The sequence below is a fragment of the Mesorhizobium sp. CNPSo 4689 genome, assembly GCF_057784325.1.
Genome location: NZ_JBWLUZ010000003.1, coordinates 369,281 through 396,042, shown reverse-complemented (window position 1 = coordinate 396,042; position 26,762 = coordinate 369,281). Strand labels below are relative to the sequence as shown.

The 26,762-nt window shown below is 63.8% G+C and carries 23 protein-coding genes; 12 read left to right on the top strand and 11 right to left on the bottom strand.

The genetic code is table 11. The annotated features are described in order from the left end of the window. Positions 1–65 precede the first annotated feature (65 nt). Complete coding sequence (locus tag AC04SI_RS06970; protein WP_404283032.1) at positions 66–1,247, top strand: MFS transporter; 1,182 nt, start codon at positions 66–68, stop codon at positions 1,245–1,247. Here AC04SI_RS06970 and AC04SI_RS06965 read toward each other — a convergent pair. Then, on the bottom strand, positions 1,205–2,119 hold the full coding sequence (locus tag AC04SI_RS06965) for a LysR family transcriptional regulator (RefSeq protein WP_404283031.1): 915 nt from the start codon (positions 2,117–2,119) through the stop codon (positions 1,205–1,207). The genes AC04SI_RS06970 and AC04SI_RS06965 overlap by 43 nt on opposite strands. Before the next feature lie 94 nt (positions 2,120–2,213). On the opposite strand from AC04SI_RS06965, the gene AC04SI_RS06960 reads away from it, so the two are divergent. Beyond that, positions 2,214–3,179, top strand: a complete 966-nt coding sequence (locus AC04SI_RS06960) for an SDR family oxidoreductase (RefSeq protein ID WP_404283029.1) — start codon at positions 2,214–2,216, stop codon at positions 3,177–3,179. A gap of 67 nt (positions 3,180–3,246) precedes the next feature. On the opposite strand, the gene AC04SI_RS06955 is transcribed toward AC04SI_RS06960, so the two are convergent. The 5 genes from AC04SI_RS06955 to AC04SI_RS06935 form a co-directional block, all read right to left on the bottom strand. Next, positions 3,247–3,405, bottom strand: coding sequence for a DUF3309 family protein (locus AC04SI_RS06955; protein ID WP_006203743.1), 159 nt, complete (start codon positions 3,403–3,405; stop codon positions 3,247–3,249). A gap of 96 nt (positions 3,406–3,501) precedes the next feature. Continuing rightward, positions 3,502–6,678: an efflux RND transporter permease subunit gene (locus AC04SI_RS06950; RefSeq protein WP_404283028.1), complete on the bottom strand. Its 3,177-nt coding sequence runs from the start codon at positions 6,676–6,678 to the stop codon at positions 3,502–3,504. Positions 6,679–6,753: 75 nt separating this feature from the next. Then, on the bottom strand, positions 6,754–7,935 hold the full coding sequence (locus AC04SI_RS06945; protein WP_404283026.1) for an efflux RND transporter periplasmic adaptor subunit: 1,182 nt from the start codon (positions 7,933–7,935) through the stop codon (positions 6,754–6,756). 309 nt (positions 7,936–8,244) lie between these two features. After that, positions 8,245–9,666, bottom strand: a complete 1,422-nt coding sequence (locus tag AC04SI_RS06940; RefSeq protein WP_404283118.1) for a coniferyl aldehyde dehydrogenase — start codon at positions 9,664–9,666, stop codon at positions 8,245–8,247. 155 nt (positions 9,667–9,821) lie between these two features. Beyond that, positions 9,822–10,949 carry a citrate/2-methylcitrate synthase gene (locus AC04SI_RS06935; RefSeq protein WP_488474029.1) on the bottom strand — a complete coding sequence of 376 codons (1,128 nt, stop codon included), beginning with the start codon at positions 10,947–10,949 and terminating at the stop codon, positions 9,822–9,824. 94 nt (positions 10,950–11,043) lie between these two features. On the opposite strand from AC04SI_RS06935, the gene AC04SI_RS06930 reads away from it, so the two are divergent. Next, positions 11,044–12,186, top strand: a complete 1,143-nt coding sequence (locus tag AC04SI_RS06930) for a citrate synthase (RefSeq protein WP_488474028.1) — start codon at positions 11,044–11,046, stop codon at positions 12,184–12,186. 75 nt (positions 12,187–12,261) lie between these two features. Here the strand turns inward: AC04SI_RS06930 and phaR are convergent, their stop codons facing one another. After that, a complete protein-coding gene (gene phaR / locus AC04SI_RS06925) occupies positions 12,262–12,873 on the bottom strand; it encodes a polyhydroxyalkanoate synthesis repressor PhaR (protein WP_404283022.1) in 612 nt (203 codons plus the stop codon). Positions 12,874–12,900: 27 nt separating this feature from the next. Here phaR and AC04SI_RS06920 point away from each other — a divergent pair, with 27 nt between their 5' ends. From AC04SI_RS06920 to phbB, 3 genes are all read left to right on the top strand, one after another. Beyond that, on the top strand, positions 12,901–13,134 hold the full coding sequence (locus AC04SI_RS06920; RefSeq protein ID WP_404283020.1) for a hypothetical protein: 234 nt from the start codon (positions 12,901–12,903) through the stop codon (positions 13,132–13,134). A gap of 41 nt (positions 13,135–13,175) precedes the next feature. Further along, positions 13,176–14,354 carry an acetyl-CoA C-acetyltransferase gene (locus AC04SI_RS06915; RefSeq protein ID WP_404283018.1) on the top strand — a complete coding sequence of 393 codons (1,179 nt, stop codon included), beginning with the start codon at positions 13,176–13,178 and terminating at the stop codon, positions 14,352–14,354. 85 nt (positions 14,355–14,439) lie between these two features. After that, positions 14,440–15,165 (top strand): acetoacetyl-CoA reductase, encoded by a 726-nt coding sequence (gene phbB, locus AC04SI_RS06910; protein ID WP_404283016.1) that lies wholly within the window; start codon positions 14,440–14,442, stop codon positions 15,163–15,165. Positions 15,166–15,265: 100 nt separating this feature from the next. Here phbB and AC04SI_RS06905 read toward each other — a convergent pair whose 3' ends face one another. Then, positions 15,266–16,516: an FAD-dependent oxidoreductase gene (locus AC04SI_RS06905; protein ID WP_404283015.1), complete on the bottom strand. Its 1,251-nt coding sequence runs from the start codon at positions 16,514–16,516 to the stop codon at positions 15,266–15,268. An 83-nt stretch (positions 16,517–16,599) separates the two neighbouring features. On the opposite strand from AC04SI_RS06905, the gene AC04SI_RS06900 reads away from it, so the two are divergent. The 5 genes from AC04SI_RS06900 to AC04SI_RS06880 all read left to right on the top strand — a co-directional run bounded on the left by AC04SI_RS06900 (position 16,600) and on the right by AC04SI_RS06880 (position 23,140). Continuing rightward, positions 16,600–17,184, top strand: a complete 585-nt coding sequence (locus AC04SI_RS06900; protein WP_404283013.1) for a TetR/AcrR family transcriptional regulator — start codon at positions 16,600–16,602, stop codon at positions 17,182–17,184. Positions 17,185–17,875: 691 nt separating this feature from the next. Then, complete coding sequence (locus AC04SI_RS06895; protein WP_404283012.1) at positions 17,876–21,301, top strand: helicase-related protein; 3,426 nt, start codon at positions 17,876–17,878, stop codon at positions 21,299–21,301. Between the two features lie 12 nt (positions 21,302–21,313). After that, positions 21,314–21,700: an RNA-binding S4 domain-containing protein gene (locus AC04SI_RS06890; protein WP_404283010.1), complete on the top strand. Its 387-nt coding sequence runs from the start codon at positions 21,314–21,316 to the stop codon at positions 21,698–21,700. 149 nt (positions 21,701–21,849) lie between these two features. Then, the gene (fdxA, locus tag AC04SI_RS06885) at positions 21,850–22,188 is read left to right on the top strand and encodes a ferredoxin FdxA (protein ID WP_006202440.1); all 339 of its coding nucleotides are present in this window, start codon (positions 21,850–21,852) and stop codon (positions 22,186–22,188) included. Between the two features lie 370 nt (positions 22,189–22,558). After that, entirely contained in the window at positions 22,559–23,140 is a 582-nt protein-coding gene (locus AC04SI_RS06880) for a CarD family transcriptional regulator (RefSeq protein ID WP_296745540.1), read from the top strand. 47 nt (positions 23,141–23,187) lie between these two features. Here AC04SI_RS06880 and AC04SI_RS06875 read toward each other — a convergent pair whose 3' ends face one another. From AC04SI_RS06875 to AC04SI_RS06865, 3 genes are all read right to left on the bottom strand, one after another. After that, entirely contained in the window at positions 23,188–23,949 is a 762-nt protein-coding gene (locus tag AC04SI_RS06875) for an amino acid ABC transporter ATP-binding protein (RefSeq protein ID WP_404283008.1), read from the bottom strand. Then, the gene (locus AC04SI_RS06870; protein ID WP_404283007.1) at positions 23,946–24,626 is read right to left on the bottom strand and encodes an ABC transporter permease subunit; all 681 of its coding nucleotides are present in this window, start codon (positions 24,624–24,626) and stop codon (positions 23,946–23,948) included. The genes AC04SI_RS06875 and AC04SI_RS06870 overlap by 4 nt, the downstream gene beginning before the upstream one ends. Before the next feature lie 160 nt (positions 24,627–24,786). After that, positions 24,787–25,560: an amino acid ABC transporter substrate-binding protein gene (locus AC04SI_RS06865; protein ID WP_404283006.1), complete on the bottom strand. Its 774-nt coding sequence runs from the start codon at positions 25,558–25,560 to the stop codon at positions 24,787–24,789. Between the two features lie 327 nt (positions 25,561–25,887). On the opposite strand from AC04SI_RS06865, the gene AC04SI_RS06860 reads away from it, so the two are divergent. Beyond that, on the top strand, positions 25,888–26,751 hold the full coding sequence (locus AC04SI_RS06860) for an RNA polymerase factor sigma-32 (protein WP_006202434.1): 864 nt from the start codon (positions 25,888–25,890) through the stop codon (positions 26,749–26,751). The last annotated feature ends 11 nt before the right edge of the window (positions 26,752–26,762 follow it).

The following is a 26,762-nucleotide window of genomic DNA, read 5'->3' as shown; positions in this document are numbered from 1 at the left end:
CTTGACTGAAAATTGAATCGATCTAATTTGCCGCGCAAAGCCCTTTTCACACCGGATTCTGCCTTATGGACGCGCAAAACGTCATGGAGACAGCCATTCGCGGGCGGTGGGCCGTGGCCGGCATCTTCCTCGCCAACGGCTTCCTGACCGGCAGTTGGGCGCCGCAGATTCCGGTGTTCCTGACCCGCCTCGACATCTCGAAGTTCACGCTCGGCCTGCTGATCCTGCTGTTCGGCGTCGGCGCGGTGACCGCGATGACCTGGTGCGGCCATCTTATCTCCCGGCACGGGTCGCGCAGCGTGCTGCGCTGGTTCGGCCTGTGCGGCAGTCTCGGCCTGCTGGTCGTGGCACTGGCCCCCAACGTGCCGCTGGCGGCCATCGCCATGTTCATCTTCGGCGGTTCGATCGGCGGCATGGACGTCGCCATGAACGCCAATGCGGTGGCGGTGGAAAGAAGGCTTTCCCGCGCGATCATGTCGTCCTCGCACGGTTTTTGGAGCCTCGGGGGTTTCGCAGGTGGTGCGGTCGGCGGCTTGGCCATACAGAACTACGGCCATCTTGCCCACGCGATGGTGGTGACAGTGCTGGCCTTTGCCCTGATCGCGCTGGCAGTCGGCCACCTTATCGTCGAGGACAAGCCCAAGGCATCCGAGCACCAGAAATTCTCGCTGCCGGCAAATCCGCTTGTCTATCTGGTCGGGCTGATGGCGCTGCTGACCATGATTTCCGAAGGCGCGGTGCTCGACTGGGCGGCCCTCTACCTCAAGCAGGAACTTAGTGCCGACCTTGCTATCGCCGGCCTCGCCTATGCCGCCTTTTCCGGCGTCATGGCCGTCATGCGCTTCCTTGGCGACGGCGTGCGCAACCGCTTCGGCGCGGTGGCGACGCTGCGTGGCTCGGCGCTTGTTGCCGCTGCCGGCATGCTGGTCGCCGGCCTGTCGCCGTCGCCCTGGCTCGCCATCGCCGCCTTTGCCTTTTGCGGCTTCGGCATCGCCAACATGGTGCCGATCATCTTTTCGGCCGGCGGCAACCAGGAAGGCATGTCATCCGGCACCGGCATGAGCGTCGTCACCACGATGGGTTACTCAGGCATTCTGGTGGCCCCGTCGGCGATCGGCTTCTTCGCAGAGCATTCGAGCTTCGGACCGATCTTCGTCGCCCTTTCGGGATTGCTCGTCATCGTGCTCTTGATGGCGGGGCTTGCTCACCGCGCCGAATTCGCGCCCGAGCCGGCGCCGGCCGAATAGCGCTTCAGTTCCTCATAGAGAAAATCCGCGACGCGGCGGATGCGCACGCTGCTGCGCACATCGCGATGCATGGCCAGCCACACCGGGAGCGTCGGCAGTGTCAGCTCCGGCAGTATCGTCTCCACCAATGGATCGCGGTCGATCAGCGGCCCCTGACCGAAACCGATGCCATTTCCCGCCCGCACCGCCTCCCACAGCACGATCTGGTTGTCGGTCCTGAAGCGAAAGGCATTGCGCGTGAGCGAGATGCCGAACTGGGTAAAACCGCGAATGATCTCGTCGCCGCGGTCGAAGCCGATCAGGTCATGCCCGACAAGATCGCCGGGCTCGAGCGGCCGGCCCCGCCGGTCGAGATAGGATGATGCCGCGCAGAGGCGGAGCGGAATATCGGCGACCTTGCGCGCCACCAGCTCGTTCTGCGCCGGCTTCACCATGCGGATGGCAATGTCGGCATCGCGGCGCAGCAGGTTCTCGACCTGGTTCGAGGCGACGATCTCGACCTCGATGCCGGGCTCCTCGACACCGAGTCGAGCCGTCATCTCCGGCAGCACACAGGCTGCCACCACTTCGCTGGCGGCGATACGCACCGTGCCTTCGATCGCTTCGACCGATCCCAGCGCCAGCAGCGAAAAAGCGCTCGCCTGTTCGCTGACGGCCCGGCCGCGTTCGTAGAGCGTGCTGCCGGCCTCGGTCAGTGCGTAGCCGCGCCGACCGCGCCGGAACAGCGTCACCCCAAGCGCCTGCTCCAGTTCCGCGATGTGGCGGCCAAGCGTCGGCTGGCTCGCGGCCAGCTTTCTCGCGGCAGCGGACAGGCTGCCGGTTTCCGCCACGGTGACGAAACTCTTGATCAGGTTCCAGTCGATCTCAGCCATTCATTTATGAATATCAGATCGCCAAATCCAGTCAATTTCCATTCGTTTGCAAACACTGCACATTGAAGGTCTCAACGCAAACATGGAGACAAAAATGACCAAGATCGCAATCCTCGGCGCCAATGGCCGGCTCGGCCGCGTGGTCGCCAGGGCCTTCATCGACGCCGGCTACGACGTCCGGACCGTCACCCGTAGCGGCAAGGTGCCGACGGAACTCAAGGGCGCCACGGCTGTCGCCGGCGATGCCCTCGACCGTGACGCGCTGATACGCGCCACGCAAGGCGTCGACATCATCTTCAATGGCCTCAACCCGATCTACACCGACTGGGGCAAGTGCCTGCCAATGGCCGAAAACGTCATGGCCGCCTGCTGGGCGAACGGCGCCCTGCACCTTACTCCGGGCAATGTCTACAATTTCGGCTCGCCCATCCCGGCGGTGATCTGGGAAGACACACCGTTCCACCCGACGACCGAAAAGGGCCGCATCCGCATCGCCATGGAGGAACTTTTTCGCCGTGAGGCGGACGCCGGACGTGTCCGCACCATCCTGCTCAGGAGCGGCGATTTCTTCGGCGGCACCGGCAGCGGCTCCTGGTTCGACCTGATCGTCGCCGCCAAGATGAACAGGGGCATCTATACGGCACCTGGGCCGGTCGATCTCGTGCATGAATGGGCCTATTTGCCGGATATGGCCAAGGCCTTCGTCGGCCTGGCGCGGAACCTCGACAAGCTCGGCTCTTACGAGGCACTGAACTTTCCGGGACATGCCGTCACCGATCTGGAGATCAAGGCGGCGGCCGAGAAAGCACTCGGGCGTACGCTCAAACTGACGTCGATGCCCTGGTGGGTGCTGCGCGCCGGCAGCCCATTCGTAGCGATGTGGCGCGAGATCGTCTCGATGTCCTACCTGCGCTTCGAACCGCACAGGCTGGCCTCGCCAAGGCTGGAAGGCATCATTGGGCCGATCCCGCATACGCCGCTGGAGACGGCCGTTGCAGATGCCTTGAACGACATTGGCATTGCCACAATTGCAGCAGTGGACAGCCAGAAGGCTGCCTGATCTACAGTTCGGACAACGCAGCGGGCGCCAGATGGGCCTCCGCTGCTTGCTCTGCCGGAGTCTCGGCTTAGATCCTGCCCATCAAGAGCAGGATCAGCAGCACCACCAGAAGGACGCCGACGATGCCCGACGGGCCATAGCCCCAGGCGCGCGAATGCGGCCATGCCGGCACCGCGCCGATCAGGATGAGGATCAGAATGATGATGAGAAGCGTGCTGATTGTCATGAGAAATCCCTCGCCTTAAAATTGAATTCGAAGGGACAATGCAAAAGGCCGCCCGAGGTTCCCGGACGGCCTTTTGCTCGGCTAACCAAAACAAGGCTATTCGGCGGCCTTCGGGAAGGCGATTGCGGGCTCCGCACCGAGATCCGGCGCCGGCGCATCCGAAGAAATCTCACCCTTGCCGCGCCGGAACAGACGGCTGAACCATCCGCGCCGGGCGCCGGGCTTGACCTTGGCGCGAGTGAACACCATCAGCATCGACGGCGTCACCACCAGTGTCAGGATGGTGGCGAAGGACAGGCCGAAGACGATCGCCGACGACAGCGAAATCCACCATTGCGTCGACGGCGCGTTGATCGTCGTCTCGTGATGGAAGATTTCGAGGCCGAGGCCAAAGGCGATCGGCAGCACGCCGAGGATCGCCGACACCGCCGTGAGCACCACCGGCCGGGCGCGTTCGCGGCAGGTCTGCAGCACCGCCTCGACTTTGTCCCAGCCCTCTTCGCGCAACCGGTCGTAGGTGTCGATCAGCACGATGTTGTTGTTCACCACCACACCGGCAAGCGCAATGACGCCAATGCCCGACATGACGATGCCGAAGGCTTCTCCCGTCAGCAGCAGTCCGAGGAACACGCCGATCGTCGCCATGACCACGCAGGACAGCACCAGCCAGACGCTGGTGAACTTGTTGAACTGCGCGAGAAGCACGAGGAAGATCAGGAAGATCGCCGCACCAAAGGCCTTGCTGAGGAAGGCGCTGGCTTCCGCGCTGTCCTCGTTCGAGCCGGCAAGCTTCCAGCGTATGCCGCTGCCGAGGTTCATGTCGGAGACGGCCTTGGTGACCTCCTGCTGGACGGCTGCGACCTGGGTGCCGGCGGCGACGTTGGCCTGGACGACCACCGTGCGCGCGCCATCGATGCGGTTGAGCACACCAACTGTCGGTTCTGGCTTGCGGATGACGAAGTTCGAGATCGGCACCGCCCCTTGCGAGGTCTGCACCCTGAGTTCGTCGAGTGTCGACAGCGTGCGCCGGTCCTCGGGCAGGCGCAGCCTAATGTCGACGGCGTCATCGGCGCCCGCGGGCCGGTATTCCGAAAGCTTCAGCCCGTTGGTCACCAGCTGCACCACGGTGCCGACCGAGGTCGGGCTGATGCCGTACTGCGCCGCTTTTGCGCGGTCGACGTCGATCGCCCAGTCGACGCCGGGCGGCGGCAGGCCGTCGGAAATGTCGATGACGCCGGGCACCTTGGCGATCCGTGCGGCGACGGCCCGCGCCTTGTCGTCGAGCCCCTTAGGATCGGCGGCCGAAAGCCTGATCTGGATCGGCTTGCCTGTCGGCGGGCCGGCCTCGGGCACGCGCACCTCGACATCGACGCCGGGAATACCGGCCATGACGCCGCGCAGATCGTTCAGTATGTCATTCGCGGATTTGCGCTCGCGCCAGTCCACGAATTCGTACTGGATCACGCCGACCACGTCCTCGGGAACGTCCTGGCCACCGCCTTGCGTCTTGCCGACGCGGGTATAGACCGATTTCACGCCCGGCCAGCCGAGCAGCCGGTTCTCCGCCTCCTTGGTCGCGGCGTCCATTTCGGCAAGCGAAAGATTGCCGCGGGCATGCACGTAGAGCAGGCCGTAGTCGGGCTCGACATTGGGGAAGAACTCGACGCCGGCGCCGAATTTCGAATAGGCGAAGCCGACACCGAACAGCAAAGCGACCGTGAGCACGAGCACGGTGATGGGAAAGCGCACCGCCTGCTTCACCACGGCCATGTACCAGCCATCGCGGTTGTCGTCCTCGTGATGCTTCGGCGCCTTGGCGAAGATGGCGCCCAATGTCGGCGCGAAGACCAGCGCATAGAGCATCGAGGCCGACAGCGTGACGATCAGCGTGATCGGCATGTATTTCATGAAATCGCCGATGATGCCCGGCCAGAACAGCAGCGGCGAGAAGGCGGCGATGCGCGTCATCGTCGCCGCGATCACCGGCCCGGCCATGCGCCTTGCGGCAAGCGCGAACGCCTCTTCCTTCGGCATGCCTTCGCTCATCCGCCGTTCCGCGAATTCGGTGACGATGATGGCGTCGTCGACCAGCATGCCGACCGCCAGGATGAGGCTGAACAGCACGATCATGTTGATCGTGTAGCCCATCATGGCGAGCAGCAGGATGCCGATCAGGAAGGACGATGGAATGGCCAAGCCGATCAGCAGCGATGCGCGGCCGGACAGCGCATAGAGAATGACGATGAACACCAGGATGACGGCGATCATGACATGGTTCTGCAAATCGCCGAGCAGTTGATTGACGAAGACCGACTTGTCCTGCGTGTAGGTGACGTGCATGCCTTCCGGCATCGACTTGATGAAACTATCCGACACCGCCCGGACATTGGTCAGCGTATCGATGAGGTTGGCGCCGATGCGCTTCTTCACCTCGATGGCGATCGCCGGCTTGCCGTCGAGCCGGGTCACCGTCTCGGCATCCTTGAAGGTGGAGCGGATGGTGGCGATATCCCTGGCCCGGACGACCGCGTCAGGCGTGGCGACCACCGGCAGATTGGCGACGTCTTCCGGCTTTTCGATCAGCGACGGCACCTTGACGGCGTATTTGCCTTCCGAGCCTTCGATGTTGCCAGCCGCAACCAGGCTGTTGGAGGCAGCGACGCCTTGCACGACCTGGTCGAGCTGCAGCCCATAGGATGACAATTTCATCGGATCGACGACGACTTCGACGAGATCGTCGCGCGCGCCCTGCAGCGAGCCTTCGAGCACGCCGGGCACTTCCTCGATGCGGTCGCGCAATTCACGCGCCGCCGCCGTCAGCACCCGCTCCGGCACTTCGCCAGACAGCGTCACCACCAGCACCGGGAATTCGGAAACGTTGACCTCGGTGACCGTCGGCTCCTCGGCCGCTTGCGGCAGGTCGGCCTTGCCGTCCTGCACCTTGCTGCGCGTATCCTGCAGCGCCGTCGCCAGGTTCGTCTGCGGCTGGAACTCGACCAGCACATAACCGCCGCCCTGGAAGGCGGCCGAGCGCATCTCCTTGAGCCCCTTCAGGCTCTTCAGCTTGCTTTCCATGGGCCGCAGCAGCAGGCGCTCCGAATCCTCCGGCGAGATGCCTTGATAGATCAGGCTGACATACATCATCGGGATCGGAACGTCGGGCTCCGCTTCCTTCGGCGTCGACTGATAGGCGACCCAGCCGGCGAGCAGGAGGAAGACCAGGACCGAAATGGTCAGCCGGGCGTTGTGGATTGCGAGTCTTACGATATCCATGACTTAGGCCTGCTGTTGCTTTCGGGATCTGAGCGGCAGCGTGTCGTCACCAGGGTGGAACCCCGGCAGATCATGCTATTGTGTGCCGGCTGTCGCCTCGCCGATCAGCTTGTTGATTGTCGCCTGGTCGGCCTCGACCGGTTTGACCAAATCGCCTTCCTTCACCAGCTCCTGGCCGGCGACGATGATGCGCGCATCATCGGGAATGCCGCCCAGCACGAGGCCATTCGGCGTGTCGTCGACGAGATCGATCGGGAAGAACGCGACCTTGTTGTCCTTGCCAACGGTGCGGATGCCGAGATCGCCCTTGTCGCCCAGCGTCACCACCGAACGTGGCAGCATGACCGCGTCGGTCGGCTGCGCGCTGAGCGCGATTTCCGCCGTCATGCCGGCCGGGATGCTGCCGTCCGCATTGGGGATCGCCACCTCGACGCGGAAGGTCCGGGTCTGCGACGAGGCATCGCGGCTGATGTAGCGCACGGTGCCGGTGACCTTCTGGTCATTGACCAGGCGCACATTGGCCTCGTCGCCGATCTTGATGTAGCGCAGGTCGCGCTCGCTGACTTCGCCACGGGCGATGACCGGATCGAGCTTGAGAATGGTCGCCACCTCGCCGCCCGCCATCACAGAACTGCCAACTTCCACCGGCACCCGGTCGATGATGCCATCGAAAGGCGCCTTCACCTCATTGCGACCAAGCTCGGCTTGCATGGCTTCCAGCACCGATTGTGCCAACGTCAGGCTGGAGCGGGCGTTATCGAGCTGCAGCTTGGGCAGATTTCCGGTCTTGGCCAATCGCTCGGCAGCAGCAAGCTCCGCCTGGCGTTGGGCAAGAAGCTGCCTGGCATTGCTGACCGCCGAAAGTTTTTCCTCGGTGGCAAGCATCAGCACGAGGTCGCCGGTCTTGACGTGCTGTCCCTGCTTGACCGGCAGCTTGTCGATGATGCCGGCCACCCGCGTCGCCAGCACCGCGCGCTTGTCGGCCTCGGTCAATCCGGAAATGCGGATAGCGCGCGCATAGGTCTTGCGCGGCGGCGTCACCACCGCGACGGTGCGCGGCGCGGCCTTGGGCTGCTCGGCCTCGGCGGCCTTCGGCTTGTCGGTGCCCGCCGCCTTGGGCTGATCGGCTTCGCCGGCCTTGGGCTTGTTGTCAGGGGCAGCGCTGCCGACGGATGAGAACGCGCCGGTCCCCATCCAGGCTGCGAATCCGATAAGCACGACAATTGCTGCAAGCTTGTGAAACCTGATTTTCGGCATGTCGTTTTTTTCCACTGCGGGTCGGGCCAGGTCACGTCTTCGAAACGCGGGCGCGTCGCCGATATGGGTGCGCGCAGGGCCATGTTCAATTTGCCGTGAACGGCGAAGCGCGCTTCTACCTCAAAGTTGCATTGCAAAACAGTCAGAAAGTTTGATGGATCATTGCGCCACCGGACAGAGTATGCCCGCCATTCTCCAGCTCTTGGCCGCCTGGCCGCTCGCCTTTACTGGTTCGGGACGGTCATTGGCAGCAGGTGTCAGGATGATGCGGAACCTCTCAAGCATTCGAGGAAACCGAGGGCAAATCTATCAGGTGATGAGCTTCAACAGGCGGAAAAGCCGCTCGAATGTTTTGCCGTAAGGTGGGCGCAAAAGGGCGCCCGCGCTCAATTTGGACTGAAGGAAAATCGGCTTTTCCTTGCTGAAGGTCCGAAAACCCCATTCGCCGTGATAGGCACCCATGCCGCTGGCGCCGACGCCACCGAATGGCTGGCGTTCCTGCACCAGATGCAGCATGCAGTCATTGACCGTCACACCGCCGGCAATCGTTTCCTGCATCACCCGTTGGCGATTGCCGCTGTCGCGGCCGAACCAGTAGAGCGCAAGTGGACGTTCCGCCCGGTTCACATGCTCGATGGCGTCATCGACGTTGGCGTATTCGATGATCGGCAGCACCGGCCCGAAAATCTCTTCGCGCATAAGCCGCAGATCCTCGCCCGCGTTCCTGATCAGCGTAGGCAGCATCTTGCGATCCGTGTCGCCGAGTTTTTCGCCTGCCGGATTGATCTCGATGACATCGGCACCACTCTCACGAGCTTCGGCGACCATGTCGCTGAGCCGCCGATGGTGCCGCTCGCTGACGATGGCCGTATAGTCGGGATTGTTGCGCAGGCTCGGATAGAGCCGCGCCATCGCGGCCGCAAACTTCGTGGCAATCATCTCCGACTGCCCTTGCGGAACCAGCAGATAGTCCGGAGCGATGCAGGTCTGGCCTGCATTCAAAAGCTTGCTGTAGGCGACGCTGGACACGGCTGCGTCGAGGTCGCATGACCCATCGAAGATAGCTGGCGACTTGCCACCAAGTTCGAGCGTCACTGGCGTAAGGTTCGCTGCCGCGGCGATCGCGACCTGGCGGCCGACCGCCGTCGAACCGGTGAACAGCAAATGATCGAAGGGCACCGACACGAAGGCTTTTCCGACCTCGGCGTCGCCGACAACGACACTCATCTCGTCAGGGGCAAAATGCTCGCCGACCAGACGTTCGAGCAAGGCGGAAAATTTCGGCGTCAGTTCGGAGGGCTTGATCAGAACGCGGTTGCCGGCTGCCAGCGCGGCCGTGGCCGGCGCGATGGCAAGCTGGAACGGATAGTTCCAGGGCGACACGATGCCGACCACACCGACCGGCTGGGGCAGAAGCCGATTGCGCCCCGGCAGGAACGGCAGGCTGGTGGCGACGCGGCGCTCCCGCATCCATCCGCGCAGATGCGCAAGCGCATGCTTTATCCCCGCGCCAACGACGAACAGCTCCGCAAGGCGCGTCTCGTGGGCCGAACGGCTGCTGAAATCGGAGTCGATGGCGGAGCAGATCTCGGCCTCATGCTGCTCCGTGAGCGCCAGCAGACGCTTGAGACGATCCTTGCGGACATCAAGGCTTGGGAAAGGCTCTTTCTCGAATGCCCGGCGCTGCGACTCGAACCGTGCGCCAAGGGCATCCTGTCTGGTCTGCAACATCGCAACCTCCCGTTTACGTCTAGGTAAGTTACATCGCACCTGGGGTCGAATCCAGCACTTCCCTGGTTCCGTTGGGGAAGAACCGCGCCGGCAGACATCTCGTTGTTCTCGCCGCGAGGCAAGCACTTGGCAGCAGATGAATTGAAGACCGCTGCTCAGGCCTGACGGCGTGCCTGCTCGGGCTTCTTGCGCGCCGCCAAAAACTCCTTGACTCGCCGGCCGGGCGCCGGCCCGCGCACCGGCTTGAAACCGTCGTCGAGCTCGCCGGAGAGATCGAGCGTCGGCCGCTTGCCGACGGCGTCGTAATTCTCCTCCAGCCAGTCGCTGGCCGCGGTGCGGCCGAGATCGCGCAGATAGGCGAGGAATGCCCATTCGGCATTGACCTTGGACGACGCCGACGGCTTGGCCTGCCGCAGCACCTCGAGTGCGGTCTGCTCCACCGTCTCGGCAAAGGCCAGCCGGTGGCCGGTTGCGCCGGCACCACCGAGTTGCCGCACCACCGCCTTCAGCACGTCGGCGCGTGGGTCGCGCACCCGGTAGATGCGATGGCCGAAGCCCATGATGCGTTCGCCGCGCGCGATCTCCGCCCGCAGCCAGCCGGCAGCATTGCCGCCTGCCTCGATCGCGTCGAGCATCTCGATCACCGGACCGGGCGCGCCGCCATGCAGCGGCCCTTTGAGCGCACCGAGGCCGGCCAGGATGGCCGAGGTCAAGCCGGCCTGCGTCGAGGCGACCACACGCGTCGCGAACGTCGATGCGTTGAGGCCGTGGTCGCAGACGGTGACTAGATAGGTGTCGAGGGCCGTGGCCAAGGCAGGCGATGCATCGGTGCTGCTCAGCATCCGCAACATGTCGGCGGCATGGTCTGCCTGCGGGTTCGGCGCGATCGCCGGATGTCCGCGCTTGCCGCGCAGCAAAGCCGGCGTCAGCACCGCCGGCGCCGCGATCAACAGCAAGGCGTCCGTCAACGTATCGCCGTCCGGCAGCAAGGCGATGCCGGCGCGCATGCCGCTGTAGACATCGAGCGGCACCTGGGCCGGGAGCATCGGCCGCAACCGCTCGAACACTTCGACGCGCGATCGGCCGATGGCCTGCGCAAGCTCGGCATTATCGGGAAGATCGTCGAAGAAGCCGTCCAGCAGCAGGCGAACCACTTGCGGATAACGCCAGCGACCAGCCAGCTCCGGCAGCGAATGGCCTCTTATGGTGAGGCGGCCGCCAAGGCCGTCGACATCGGAAAGCACGGTTTCCGCCGCTACCACGTCATCGAGCCCGTTTGCCATATCTGTCTCCTTGAGAGGTTTACCGACAGCAACTAATGGTGCATGATCAATGCATCAATCTTGATCAAGATAATCAATATAGGCTTGGAGCAACATGTCCGAGTGGCTGACACGTGAGGAAGCTCTGGGGCGGCTCAGGGTGCGGCCACAGACCCTCTATGCCTATGTCAGCCGCGGCCGCATCGGCATGCGGCCGGATCAGGCCGATCCGCGCCGCAGCCAGTATCGCGCTGACGATATCGCGGCGTTGGCGACCCGCCGGGCGCGTGGACGAAGCCCGCAGGCGATCGCCGAAAGCGCCATCGCCTGGGGCGAGCCGGCCATTGCCACCTCGATCTCGACCATCGTCCACGGCCGCCTCGTCTATCGTGGCGAGGACGCCGCGACACTCTCTGCCACGGCCACGCTGGAAGAGACGGCGAGCCTGCTTTGGGCGACGAATGCCGGCGTGTCATTTGCGGCGCAGGGCTCTCCCGGCGGTCAAAGCAGCCGCGCGGCGGCCTTCACCAGCCTTGCCCGGCTGGCGGCGGAAGGCCGGCCTTCCCTCGGACGCTTGCCGACCATGCTGTATCAGGATGCGGCCGGCGCCATCGGCGCTCTGGCGGCGGCACTTGGCGCGGTTGCCGGACGCCGCGCCGTGCACGAAAGGCTGGCGCGTGGCTGGTCCGTCGGCGGCGCCGGCGCGGGTTTGATCCGCAGGGCGCTGGTGCTGTTGGCCGATCATGAGTTGAATGCATCGACCTTTGCGGCGCGCGTCGCCGCCTCCACCGGCGCGCCGGTTGCTGCCTGCCTGCTTGCCGGCCTCGTCACCCTTTCCGGGCCCCGGCATGGCGGCGCCGGCGAGGCGGCCCTCAATCTGGTAGAAGATGCGGAGCGGCTGGGAGCCGATATCGCGGTCGGGCGCTGGCTTGGCCATGACAGGCCACTGCCAGGGTTCGGTCATCAGCTTTACCCCGAGGGCGATCCCAGGGCAGACGCCCTGCTGACCGATATCGAGGTCGACGGCGCACTTTCAAACCTGCGCGATGCTGTCTTCGCCGCGACAGGCACCCGCCCGAACATCGATTTCGCTCTGGCCGCGCTGACCCGAAATTTGCGCCTGCCGTCAGAAGCGCCGTTTCGCCTGTTCGCGCTTGGCCGCAGCATCGGCTGGGCCGCGCATGCCGTCGAACAGGTGACCAGCAACGGATTGATCAGGCCCCGCGCCCGCTACAACGGGCCCGTGAAGGAACCTTAGATCGACCCGACGAATGACGACGGCTGCCGTCGCAGCTGAGTTTGCGGCACCGGCCGAGCCGGCGCCGTCTGGCGCTCACGACATGGTGTCGAGCTTGCGCTGCATGGCGGCGATCTGTTCCTTCAGTTCCTGAAGGTCGTCCGGTTTCTCCGGCGCTTCCTTCTTGGCCGGCTCAGCCGGGGCAGGAGCAGGCCCGTTCGATCCGGCCGATGGGAACGGCGTGAACAGGCGCATCGCGTTCTGGAACATCTCCATGTTGCGGCGCGTCTGTTCCTCCAGCGCCTTGATCGGCGTGGCTATCTTCATCACGTCGATCGGAGACTTGCCGAAGGCGCCCTTCATCTGCTCGCGGAATCGCTCCTGTTCCTTGGAGAAGGCGATCATCGATTGTTCGAGGAAACTCGGCACGATCATCTGCATCTGGTCGCCATAAAAGGCGATCAACTGGCGCAGGAACGGGATCGGCAGCATGTTCTGCCCATCCTTGTTCTCCAGTTCGAAGATGATCTGTGTCAGCACCGGGTGCGTGATGTCGTCACCGGTCTTGGCGTCCTGGACGGTGAACTCCTCGCCCTTCTTGACCATGTCGGCCAAGTCCTCGAGAGTCACATAGGTGCTGGTGCCGGTGTTGTAGAGCCGGCGATTGGCATATTTCTTGATGATGATCGGATCGTCTTTCGCGGCCATCAGTATCCTCCCCGGACACCGGCGCATGTGAGTAAGCAGCCGGTAACGATTGCGCCCTTGCGAGGATATGCGCAAAAGCGTCACAATTCCAAGTGGTTTGTGCAGTGCGGCATCATTTTATGCTGCATGGCGGGCAAAATATGCTGCGCAGCGAAAGCCGTGGCGATTGCGCTGACCGCCGGCAGCCTGCTTGCCGCGCATGGCTGGCATGCCTATTTCCGGTTTGACTTGGGTCATGGAACGGGCAAGAAAAGTCCCTAACGATACCCAAAAACACGTCAACTCGAAGTCTGGAGAAGAAAATGTCCAATGCCATCGTTGTCGCCGGCGCGGCACGCACGTCTGTTGGCTCCTTCAATGGCGCCTTCGCCGCCACTCCGGCGCACGAGCTCGGCGCCGTCGTCATCCGGGAACTCCTGTCGCGTACCGGAGTCGAGCCGGGCGAGGTCGACGAGGTCATACTAGGTCAGGTGCTGACCGCCGCCCAAGGCCAGAACCCCGCCCGTCAGGCCTCGATCAACGCCGGCCTGCCCAAGGAGACCACCGCCTGGGGCCTCAACCAGGTTTGCGGTTCGGGCCTGCGCGCCATTGCGCTCGGCATGCAGCAGATCGCCTCGGGCGATGCCAAGGTGATCGTCGCCGGCGGACAGGAATCGATGTCGCTCTCGGCGCATGCCCAACATCTGCGCGCCGGCGTCAAGATGGGCGACTACAAGATGATCGACACCATGATCAAGGACGGGCTGTGGGACGCCTTCAACGGCTATCACATGGGCAACACTGCCGAGAACGTCGCGCGCCAATTCCAGATCACCCGCGACGACCAGGACCAGTTCGCGCTGGCCTCGCAGAACAAGGCCGAGGCCGCGCAGAAGGCCGGCAAGTTCAAGGACGAGATCGTCGCCTTCACCATCAAGGGCAAGAAGGGCGACACCATCGTCGACCAGGACGAGTACATCCGCCACGGCGCCACCATCGACGCCATGACCAAGCTGAAGCCGGCATTCGACAAGGACGGCACCGTGACCGCCGCCAACGCCTCCGGCATCAATGACGGCGCCGCCGGTGCCCTGCTGATGAGTGAGGCCGAAGCCATCAGGCGCGGTATCACGCCGTTGGCGCGCATCGTGTCCTGGGCCACCGCCGGCGTCGATCCGCAGATCATGGGCACCGGACCCATTCCCGCCTCGCGCAAGGCGTTGGAAAAGGCCGACTGGTCGGTCGGCGACCTCGACCTGGTCGAGGCCAATGAGGCCTTCGCCGCCCAGGCCTGCGCCGTCAACAAGGACATGGGCTGGGATCCCTCGATCGTCAACGTCAATGGCGGCGCCATCGCCATCGGCCATCCGATCGGCGCTTCCGGTGCCCGCATCTTCAACACGCTGGTCTTCGAGATGCGCCGCCGCGGTGCGAAGAAAGGCCTCGCCACGCTCTGCATCGGCGGCGGCATGGGCGTCGCCATGTGCATCGAAGCGCTGTAGTGACAGACTATCCGGGCGGCGCGAGCCGCCCGTTCCATTCTGCATGAAACGCCCGAAAACAGGGCGGTACCGAAAGGGGAAACGCATGAGCAAGGTAGCAATCGTCACGGGCGGGTCGCGCGGCATCGGCGCCGCGGTATCGGTCGCGCTGAAGAACGCCGGCTATTCGGTTGCCGCGAACTACGCCGGCAATGACGAGGCGGCGACGAAGTTCACTGCCGAAACCGGCATCAAGACCTACAAATGGTCGGTCGCCGACTATGACGCCTGCGCCGCCGGCATCAGGCAGGTCGAGGCCGATCTCGGCCCGGTTTCCGTGCTCGTCAACAATGCCGGCATCACCCGCGACGGCATGTTCCACAAGATGACGCGCGAGCAGTGGAAGGAAGTCATCGACACCAACCTTTCCGGTGTCTTCAACATGACGCATCCTTTGTGGGGCGGCATGCGCGACCGCAAGTTCGGCCGCGTCATCACCATTTCCTCGATCAACGGCCAGAAGGGACAGGCCGGCCAGGTCAACTATTCCGCCGCCAAGGCCGGCGACATCGGCTTCTCGAAGGCGCTCGCCCAGGAAGGCGCCCGCGCCGGCATCACCGTCAACATCATCTGCCCGGGCTACATCGCCACCGAGATGGTCAAGGCGATCGACGAGAAGGTGCTCAACGAACGCATCATCCCGCAGATCCCGGTCGGTCGCCTCGGCGAGCCGGAAGAGATCGCGCGCTGCGTCGTCTTCCTGGCTTCCGATGAAGCCGGCTTCATCACCGGCTCGACCATCTCCGCCAATGGCGGACAGTATTTCGCCTGAGGTTTCGAGTCCGTTCCGCGACAACTGACGTACCGGCCTAACGGCCGGTACAGATCTACGCGCCCACGATCGAGGCTCGTTGCCGTGACAATCGCAGTTGTCAGGCGGCAAGCTTCAGCGCTGGTTTGGCTACGGGCTTGCCGGGAGCAATTGAACCCGGCACACGCGAAGGTGCCGGCAACCGGGCCAGCGGCGCGCGGCTGAGGCCCGACAGTTTCAAGGCCATGCGACGCTTGAGCAATGGATTGAGGTTCATCAGCGAGAGCAGCAGATTGCGGACGAACCGCTTCACCGGATTACGGGTAAGTGCCATCTCGGTCATCCTGCCCGCCAGCTCAAGCACCTCCTGGGCCGCCGGTCGCCGCAGCTTTTCGTAGAGGTCGAGCTCGGCTTCCGTGCGCACGCCGTTCACCACATCGCCGAGCAATTCGCCAAGCATGACCGCGTCGATAATGCCGGTGTTCATGCCCTGTCCCCCTGCCGGGCTGTGCACGTGCGCGGCATCGCCCATGAGGAACAACCGGTCCTTGCGATACGACCGGACCAGGCGGTGATGCACGCGAAAACGCGAACTCCACGCCAGGTCGAGCACCCGGGCGCGCTGTCTGGTCGGCCCACGGCTGTCGAGCAGCGCCTGGATGTCGGCAATCCCTGGCTTTTCCGGCGCGTCATCCATTGTTGCAACGATACGGTATGACCCGTCCGGAAGCGGCGCCACCACCACCAGCCCGGCCGGCGCAAAGAACAGCGACACTTCCTTCGGCCCGATCGGCCAGTCGAGGCGGACGTCGGCAAGCACGAACGACCCGTCATAGGCAGCGCCGTCGAACTCGATGCCGGTCGCGCTACGCACCAGGCTGTTCATGCCGTCACCACCGACGACGTAGCGCGCCGATATCAGCTTCTCGCGACCGTTCTCGACCACCGTCACGCGGGCGCCGTCAGCATCGTGAACAACCGCCCTGGCCTCGACTTCGCGATGAATGACGCCGCCCAGGGCAGCGATCCGCTCGGCGAACACCAGCTCGGTCAGGTTCTGAGGCAGCATCAACAGATAGGGATGCCTTGATGGAAGCTTGCCGAAATCAAGATTGAGCAGCGCCCGGTTGCGGTCGCGGATGGCGAAATTTTGCAGCTTCAGGGCAAGTTCGTCCAGCCGCTCGGTGACACCGAGAGGCTGCAGCGCTTCCAGCGTCTGCGCATGGATGACGCCGGCGCGCGAAGTCTGAAGGCCCTGCGCCAGCTTGTCGATCAGCACGTGATCGACACCGGCCTGGTGCAGCATGATGGACAGCGCCATGCCGGTCGGGCCGGCGCCAATGATCAGGACTTCCGTTGTATCGGGCAACATTTTCTCTCTCCGTTTATCAACAAGTGTTGACTTTCTAATCGACGCCATTGCATTTGTCAACAGTCGTTGGCATATGAATTTTCATGGCTCAGAATCAGGCGAAGAAAATCAGCAAGTCGGACCGCACGCGGGCCCATATCCTCGAGGCCGCACGGCTATTGTTCGCCGAGCGCGGCTATGACGGCGCCTCCATCCGCGATGTCGCGGCGCATGCCTCGATCGATCCGGCCATGGTGATCCGCTATTTCCGCAGCAAGGACGAACTGTTCGCCAGGGCGGCGGTTGTCGACCTGCATCTGCCGGAGCTGCGGATGATTGACCGAGCCGCCATCGGCGAAACACTGATCAGGCGCTTTCTCGAAATCTGGGAAGGTCCGGCCAGCGGTCCTGGCATGACAATTCTGCTGCGTTCGGCGATGTCCAACGACTTTGCTGCCGAAAAGCTGCGCGAGGTGTTTGCCAGCCAGGTGAGGCCAGTGGTTGCGGCGGTCGGCGACCCCGCCGATGCGGGTCGACGAGCCGGTCTCGTCTCAAGCCAGTTGCTGGGTTTGGCGATGTGCCGATACCTGCTGCGGCTTCCTCAGGTCGTCGCCCTCTCCCACGACGAGATAATCCGGAATGTCGGCTCTGCCTTGCAGCGCTATGTGACGGAAGAGGATCTGTCCTGAAGCAGCCGTTTTGGCATTGCTGGCCGAGCCTGGTCGTGGTGCTATGATCGGGCCGACCGGTGCGCCCAACACCGATCTGTGCCGGAGTGGCACGCAAAGGTTAACGGCAGCTGCCAAGGCTGTGCAAAACCGACGTCACAAGCTGTGACTCCTCGGTGGAAAACCTGTTTTAAGCACAACCTGTTGGGGTGAACAAACCGGGAACATACTGACATCGCTGATTCGTCGCCGATTCGTTCCGGCTTTGGCCGAAACGTTAACGGCGAGGCCCGAAAATCTCGGCCAAATGGTTAAGGTCCGTTAGGAAAAGTCAACGATTTCATAATGTTGGCCGAGGTCGAGCTGGGTGCGGCGATCGTTCCCCGGCAAAAGTTAACAGCGTTGTTCTCTCTGCATAAATCGGGCCAGTTTAGCGATTCAGCATGTGGTGAGACTCGCCACCCAAAAATCCACATGTAGCCGTGAACAAAACCTGAATCAGCGAGAGTCGGTGATTCGTCGCCGATTCGTTCCAGACTCGTTCCAACTCTTAATCGGGACCGGATTTCGCGCGAGCCGGACGGCTCTTCGCCCCATCTGCGGAACATTCCGCTTTCGCTTCGCGCCTGAAATCCTTATGTGTCGGCTGTCACACGCGCCACCACTGGCGTGCTCCCCGGCAACGAGCGGCAGAAGCGTTATTTCCGAGCCGATGAACATCCAGCCGAAACACTCCCAGCCGCTGATCCTTTCGGGCCGCGACGTGACGGCCGTGCTCGGCCCGACCAACACCGGCAAGACCCATCTCGCCATCGAACGCATGGTGGCGCATGAAAGCGGAGTCATCGGCCTGCCGCTCAGGCTGCTGGCGCGCGAAGTCTACACGCGCGTCTGCGAAAAGGTCGGCGCTCATAAGGTGGCGCTCATCACCGGCGAGGAGAAGATCCAGCCGGTGGGCGCCAAATATTCGGTCTGCACCGTCGAAGCCATGCCGCGCGAGACCGACGCCGCCTTCGTCGCCATCGACGAGGTCCAGCTCGCCGGCGATCTCGAGCGCGGCCACATCTTCACCGATCGCATCCTGCATCTGCGCGGCCGCCAGGAAACGCTACTCTTGGGCGCGGCCACCATGCACGGCATCCTGCAGCGCCTGCTGAAGGGCGTCTCGGTGGTGACGCGGCCGCGGCTGTCGCACCTCGCCTATGCCGGCTCGAAGAAGCTGACCCGTCTGCCCCGGCGCACGGCGATCGTCGCATTCTCGGCGGACGAGGTCTATGCCATCGCCGAATTGATCCGTCGCCAGCAGGGCGGTGCCGCCGTCGTGCTCGGCGCGCTCTCGCCGCGTACCCGCAACGCCCAGGTGGCGCTGTTCCAGTCCGGCGATGTCGATTACCTCGTCGCCACCGACGCCATCGGCATGGGCCTCAACCTCGACCTCGACCATGTCGCCTTCGCCCAGAACCGCAAGTTCGACGGCTACCAGTTTCGCGACCTCACATCCGCCGAACTCGGCCAGATCGCCGGCCGCGCCGGCCGACATCTGCGCGACGGCACTTTCGGCGTCACCGGCCAGGTCGATCCGCTCGACGAAGAACTGGTCAAGAAGATCGAGGGGCACGATTTCGATCCGGTGAAGGTGCTGCAATGGCGCACCGCCGATTTCGATTTCGCCAGCCTCGATGCGCTGAAGCGCTCGATCGAGACCAACGCGCCGGTTGAGGGCCTGACGCGGGCGCTGCCGGCGGTCGATGCTCAAGCGCTCGAGCACCTGTCGCGCGACGCGGACATCCGCGCTCTGGCCACCGACGCCAAGCGAGTGGCGCTGCTGTGGGAAGCCTGCGCGCTCCCCGACTACAGGAAGATCGCGCCGGCCCAGCATTCCGACCTCATCGCCTCGATCTATATGGACCTCGCCCGGCATGGCCATGTCGACGAGAACTACATGGCCGAGCAGGTGCGGCGTGCCGACACGACAGACGGCGACATCGACACGCTGTCGCACCGGATCGCCCAGATCCGCACCTGGACTTTCGTTTCCAACCGGCCCGGCTGGCTGGCCGATCAGGCACACTGGCAGGAAAAGACGCGCGAAATCGAAGACAGATTGTCGGATGCGCTGCATGAGCGGTTGACGAAACGCTTCGTAGACCGCAGGACTTCCGTCCTCATGCGGCGCCTTAGAGAAAATACCATGCCTGAAGCCGAAATTAGCCCTACCGGAACCGTCCTTGTCGAAGGCCATCATGTCGGCGAGTTGCAAGGGTTCCGCTTCACCGCCGACCAGAGCGCCGGCGGCGAGGATGCCAAGGCCGTACGCACGGCGGCACAAAAGGCTTTGGCCACCGAATTCGAGGCGCGCGCCGAACGCTTCGGCGCCTGCGCCAATGGCGACATCGCGCTCGGCTCCGACGGCACGCTGCGCTGGATCGGCGCGCCGGTCGGCACGCTGGTCGCCGGCGACGAGCCGCTGAAGCCGCGCCTTGTCCTGTTGGCCGACGAGCAGCTTACCGGTCCCGCCCGCGACAAGGTCGCGGCGCGCGCCGAGCGCTTCGTCAACTTCCAGGTCGAATCCCTGCTGAAGCCGCTGGTCGACTTGAAGAACGCCGACCAGATCACCGGCATCGGCCGCGGCATCGCCTTCCAGCTGGTCGAGAATTTCGGCCTCATCAACCGCCGCGACATTGCCGAAGAGATGAAGTCGCTCGATCAGGAAGGTCGCGCCGCATTGCGCCGGCTGGGCGTGCGCTTCGGCGCCTACCATGTCTTCGTGCCGGCGCTGGTCAAGCCGGCGCCTGCCGGACTGGTGACATTGCTTTGGGCATTGAAGAATGACGGCAAGGAGAAGCCGGGTTTTGGCGACGTGGTTCACGCCCTGGCGTCGGGCCGCACCTCGGTGGTCATCGATCCGACCTTCGACAAATCCTTTTACAAACTCGCCGGCTACCGCAATCTCGGCCGCCGCGCGGTCCGCGTCGACATCCTCGAGCGGCTGGCCGACTTGATCCGTCCGGCGACCAACTGGAAGCCGGGCCTCGGACAGCGCCCCGACGGCGCCTATGACGGCAACGCCTTCATGGTGACGCCGCCGATGATGTCGATCCTTGGCGCCACCGCCGACGACATGGAAGAGATCCTGAAGGGTCTCGGCTACCGCGCCGAACCGAAGCCTGCCACCGAAGTCAAGGCGCGGCTCGAAGCGCAGGACAATGCCGCGCGCGCAGCCAAACTGGCAGCGGAAGAGGCGGCAAAGGCCGAGCAGGCTGTGGCGGCGGAAGCCGTTGCCGACACTGTCGCTCAGACCACGGCCGAAGGTTCGGAGCCTGATGCGGCTGCCACTGTAGAGGCTGAAATTCCTGCGGAGCCCGTCGCTGACGCAGCCGCGGAGGCTGTTACCGACGCGCAGCCGGAGACGCCCGCAGAGGCCACGGACGACGCGCCGCCAGTAGCCGAAGCCGTTGCTGCAGAAGGGCCCGCCGAAACAGAGGCTGAGCCAGAGGCAAAGCCCGAAGCTGCCGAGGTTGAGGCCGCACCGGCAGAGTCGGCGGCGGAATCCGAAGCTGTCGAAGTCGATGCCGCATCGGCAGAACCGGTCGCCGAGACTTCATCTGCAAGCGAAGACGCAACGGCCGCGGAAACCGCCACCGGCGAGCCCGCTCCAGAGGCTGAAGAACCAAAACCCATCCTTTTGTGGCGGCAGGGTCGTTTCGAGCAGCGCCCACGTCACCGCCATCACGACAACCGCCGGGACAATCGTCCGCGCAACGGGCAGGCTGCGCAGAGCCGCAGCGATGCGCCGGCAGGCACTGAAGCCGCCCCCGGCAGCCGGCCGCCTCAGGAGGGTCGCCGCGAACAGCGCGACGGTGCCGGCAAGCCGCGCTTCGATCGCAGCAAGTTCAAGCCGAGGCCGCAGCCTCAAGGCGAGGCCGGAGAACGGCGCGAGGGCAAGCCGCAGGGTGAGCGTCCCGATCGCCGCGAGAGCCGGCCCGACTGGAAAGGCGGCCGGCAGGACGGCAAGGGCGGCGCACAGAGTGGCAAGCCTGCATTCCAGGCAAAGCCGCGCGAGGAGCGTCCGGTGCGTTTCGATCCGGACTCGCCCTTCGCCAAGCTCGCCGCTTTGCGCGACCAGTTGAAGAAGTAAGTCAAAGGTCCGATGGTTGCCGAAGGCCGCCAGAGAATAGACAAATGGCTGTTCTTTTCCCGCGCGGTGAAATCGCGCTCGCTGGCGGCGAAGCTGGTGGTCGCCGGACGCGTGCGCATCAATCGCGACAAAGCAGCGCAGGCCTCGGATCTGGTCAAGCCTGGCGATGTCCTGACCATCACGTTGGAGCGGCGCATCTTCGTCTGGAAGGTGCTCGGTGCGGGTGTCCGGCGCGGCCCGGCTGAAGAAGCGCGCCTGCTTTACGAGGACATGTCGCCACCGCCGGCGCCGAAGGGCGAGGCCGTTCCAGATGCGATTCCGGCACTGCGCGACGCCGGCAGCGGCCGGCCGACCAAGAAGGAACGCCGCCAAACCGAGCGGCTCATCGGCGACGATTGAAGGCACGCGCGACTTTCACCAACGTCTCGCCCTGGAAATCCATTCCGGAAGCGCCGACACCGGTGAGAATGGCCGCCCTTGCCAGCGGCAGGCAAAGGCGTTACCTCACCAAAAAAGCCCAACAAAATGGGACGTCCCGGAGCCGACCGATGACCTATGTCGTGACCGACAATTGCATAAAATGCAAATACATGGACTGTATCGAGGTCTGTCCGGTCGACTGTTTCTACGAAGGCGAGAACATGCTCGTCATCCACCCCGACGAGTGCATCGACTGCGGCGTCTGCGAACCGGAGTGCCCGGCCGACGCGATCAAGCCCGATACGGAACCGGGCCTTGAAAAATGGCTGCAGGTCAACACCGAATACGCCGAGAAATGGCCCAACATTACCGCCAAGAAAGAGCCGCCGGCAGACGCCAAGACCTTCGATGGCGAGGCCGGCAAGTTCGAGAAATATTTCTCCGCCGAGCCCGGCGAAGGCGACTGACGGTCGCGCCGGTTCGGCCGGCGTGACGCTGCGTAACGGGCATGAGACATGAACTGTCTTGACAGGCGGTGATGGCCCGTTGCCTTCGCTAATGCAGCAAAACCTTGATTCTTCCGACTTTTTGTGCTACATCAGCCAAACATGCCGGTGACACAACATCGATTTATGGCGCAAACGCCCCAAATCACTGAAAGGTGAACTTCTCAATCCGGACCAGAGCGATCTGGGGCAGGCGGTCGCGATATTGCGGTTTGCCGGTCGCTTTTCCGGATGGGTTCGTCTGTTGTGCGGCTAACGGTCGGCCACCCCGATCGCGCGAAGTTTCAGCCGGCGCCGCCACGCCGGCGCTACAACAAGGAGTTCAGGGCGTATGGCAACGATCACCCCGCAGAAGAAGTCCACCGCGGCGCGTCACGGTTTCAAGACCGGCGAGTTCATTGTCTATCCGGCGCATGGCGTCGGCCAGATCGTGTCGATCGACGAGCAAGAAGTGGCAGGCCACAAGCTGGAACTCTTCGTCATCGACTTCCAGAAGGACAAGATGCGCCTGAAGGTGCCGGTCGCCAAGGCGACCTCCATCGGTATGCGCAAACTTTCGGAAGAGGACTATGTCGACCGCGCGCTGAAGGTGGTGCAGGGCCGTGCCCGCATCAAGCGTACCATGTGGTCGCGCCGCGCCCAGGAATATGACGCGAAGATCAACTCGGGCGACCTGATCTCCATCTCGGAAGTGGTGCGCGACCTCTACCGCGCCGACAACCAGCCGGAGCAGTCCTATTCCGAGCGCCAGCTTTACGAGGCGGCACTCGACCGCATGGCGCGCGAGATCGCGGCCGTCAACCGCATGTCGGAGACCGAAGCGGTGCGCCTCATCGAGGTGAACCTCAACAAGGGTCCGAAGCGCGGCGCCAAGGCCGACAACGAGGAAGCCGAGCAGGAAGAAGCTGCCTGAGCTTTTCGTACGCGAAATTCAGAAAACCCGGCCTCGCGCCGGGTTTTTTATTGGGACCCGCCCGCTTCTTGCTTCAACGTGGCGATGAACCGCTTGGTGCGCTGATGCTCCGGGGTAGAAAACACCACGGAAGCCGGGCCCTTCTCGACGACGACACCGGCGTCGAGAAAGACCACTTCCTGCGCGATCTTGGAAGCGAGCCTGAGATCATGCGTCGCCATCACCATGGTCGTGCCTTCGCTGGCGAGCTGACCAAGCACGTCGACCACTTCCTGCGCCAGTTCCGGGTCAAGCGCCGAGGTCGGCTCGTCGCAGAGCAGCACCTTCGGCGACGGCGCCAGCGCCCGGGCGATGGCCACCCGCTGCTGCTGGCCACCCGACAGCGTCGCCGGCCAGGCATCGGCCTTGTGCACCATGCCGACCTTCTCGAGCAGGGCCATCGCCCGTTCGCGCGCCCTCTCAACCGGCCATTTCAGCACCGTCACCAGCCCTTCCATGACGTTCTCGATCACGGTGCGGTGCGGGAACAGCTGGAAGTTCTGGAACACCATGCCGGTCTGCAGCCGCAGGCGCCGGATGTCCCTGGTGGCGACCTTGGTGCCCGGGCGGAATTCCAGCGTCTCATCGCCGATGCGCACCGTGCCGGAGGTCGGGATCTCCAGCAGGTTGATGCAGCGCAGAAGCGTGCTCTTGCCGCCGCCGGAGGGGCCGACAAGGGCGGTGACGCCGCCCTCCTCGATGGCGACGGTGACGCCCTTCAGCACAAGATTGTCGCCGAAGCGCTTCTCGATATTGGTGAGGCCGATCATGAGCGCGCCTCCAGGAAGCCGCCATAGCGGTTGAGTCGTACCTCCAGCCGCGTCTGCAGCGCCGACAGCACCGAACTCAGCGCCAGATAGAGCGCCGCAGCCTGGACATAGAGGATCAGCGGCTCATACGTGGTGGCAACAATGCGCTGCGCCGCCTGGAACATTTCCGGCACCGTGATGGCGGCGGCCAGCGACGTATCCTTGACCAGCGAGATGAAGGTGTTGGACAGCGGCGGCACGGCGACGCGTCCGGCTTGCGGAAGGATCGTGCGCCGCATCGCCTGGCTCCAGCTCATACCGATCGAATAGGCCGCCTCCCACTGCCCCTTCGGCACCGAGCCGATGGCGGCGCGGATGATCTCCGACGTGTAGGCGCCGATGTTGAGCGTGAAGCCGATCAACGCGGCAGGAAAGGCGTCGAGCAATATGCCGACCGACGGCAGGCCGTAGAAGATCAGGAACAACTGCACCAGAAGCGGCGTCCCGCGAAAAATCCAGACATAGAAACGGGCCACGGCAACCAACGGCTTCGGGCCAAACAGCCTGATCAGCGCCGTGACCAGTCCGGCGGCGAGGCCGAAGGCAAACGACAGCAGCGTCAGCGGCACGGTAAAGATCAGCGCCGCCCACAACAGCGTCGGCAAGGAGTCCAGCATCAGTTGCAGCCAGTGCGGCACAGAAGGCCTCCTTGCCAGATCATCTACGGTGCATCAGCCCGCATCCGTCGAGGCGCGGACACAGGACCGGATATCATGCGAAAACCGGCGAGCCGTCAAAGACGGCTCACCGCAAAATATGGAAAGCGGGCCGGTATCGGCCCGCCCGAGAAGAATGCGTTTACTGCGAGACGTCTTGGCCGAAATAGGTGTCGGCGATCTTCTTGTACGTGCCGTCGGCCTTGATGTCGGCCAGCGCCTTGTTGATGGCGGCGACCAGTTCCGGATCGCCCTTGCGCACGATCACGCCGGAATAGTCGGCGTTCTCTTCCTGCGCCGCGATCTTCACATTGGCGTCGGGTTTGTGCTTCTTGAAGTCGAGGAAGGACAGGCTGTCATTGACGGTGGCGTCGGCACGTCCGGTGAGCAGCAGCTGGATCGACTGGTCGAAGCCGTCCGTACCGACGAGCTCGGCGCCGTTGGTCTCGGCGAGCTTGCCGAAGTTCGAGGTCAGCGACTGTGCCGACTTCTTGCCCTTGAGATCGGCGAAGCTCTTGATGTCAGTGTTGTCGCCGCGAACGATCAGCACCGCCTTGGAGGCGATATAGGGATCGGAGAAGTCGTACTTCGCCTTGCGCGCATCGGTGATGCCGACCTCGTTGATGACGGTGTCATAGCGGTTGGAGTCGAGGCCGGCGATCAGCCCGTCCCACTTGCCTTCGAGGAATTCGACTTTCACGCCGAGCTTGTCGGCGATCGCCTTGGCGATCTCGACGTCGAAGCCGACCAGCGCGCCGGAAGCGTCATGATAGGTGAAGGGCGCATAGGTGCCTTCCGTGCCGACCTTGATGACGCCAGCCTGCTTGATCTGGTCGAGGTTGGCGCCGGCGTGGCCTGACGTAACCGCCAGAACCTGCAGCGTTCCGGCAACGATGAGCGAAGTGAGCCATTTCATTTTTCTGTGATCCCGTCTTGGCCGGTGGTCGGCACTTTGTGAAGGGCTGGAAACTGGCAGATGCAGCTCGGCAAAATAAGGAATCGGATTTCAAAGATAGATCATTTCAGAAATCCCATTCTCAAAATCCACACCGACGAACGCGGCGCAAACCTTCAGCGTTCCCGCTTCGCTCCACTCCGTCCAACCGCAGGGCGATTGCGCCGGGGAACATTCCTCGGCGTGGCGAGTTTTGCTGTTGTAGGGCGCAGCGCCGACATTTCAACCGAAGCGCCGACAAGATCGCGGTGGCGAGCCCGCCGGCAAGACCCGGAACAGGAGCGCGGCATGATCGAAGACACGGCAGGACGAACCATGGTCCGCGCGGCGATGAAGGCTCCTTATCTCGAGCGCGAGGAGGAGCATCTTCTGGCCTTGCGCTGGAAGGAAGATAACGACCAGCAGGCGCTGCACCGGATCACCGTCGCGCATATGCGGCTGGTCATTTCCATGGCCTCGCGGTTTCGCCACTACGGCCTGCCGCTCGGCGACCTGATCCAGGAGGGTCATGTCGGCTTGCTGGAAGCCGCGGCGCGTTTCGAGCCGGACCGCGAGGTGCGGTTTTCGACTTATGCGACATGGTGGATCCGCGCTTCGATGCAGGACTACATCCTGCGCAACTGGTCGATCGTGCGCGGCGGCACCAGCTCGGCGCAAAAGGCTCTGTTCTTCAACCTGCGGCGCCTGCGCGCCCGGCTTGCGAACGGTGCCGAACCGATCTCCAACGCCTCACTCTACCGCGAAGTTTCCGTCGCGCTCGGCGTCTCCGAGGCCGACGTGGCAATGATGGATTCCCGCCTCTCGGCTCCCGACTCTTCGCTCAACGCGCCGCTTGCCGACGATGCCGGCACGGCCGAGCGGATGGATTTCCTGATCTCGGACGATCCCTTGCCGGACGAAATTGTCGGCGACACGATCGACATCGAACGCCGCTCGCTATGGCTCAAGGCAGCGCTCGGCGCGCTCAATGCCCGCGAACTCAGGATCATCGAGCAGCGCCGTCTGACCGACGAGGGCGCAACGCTTGAGTCGCTTGGCGAAGCGCTCGGCATTTCCAAGGAACGCGTCCGCCAGATCGAAGCCCGCGCCATGGAAAAGCTGAAGGTTGCGCTGGTCGAGCAGAACCCCGAATTCATGGCGACAGCCGCCTGAACCTTGCCGTC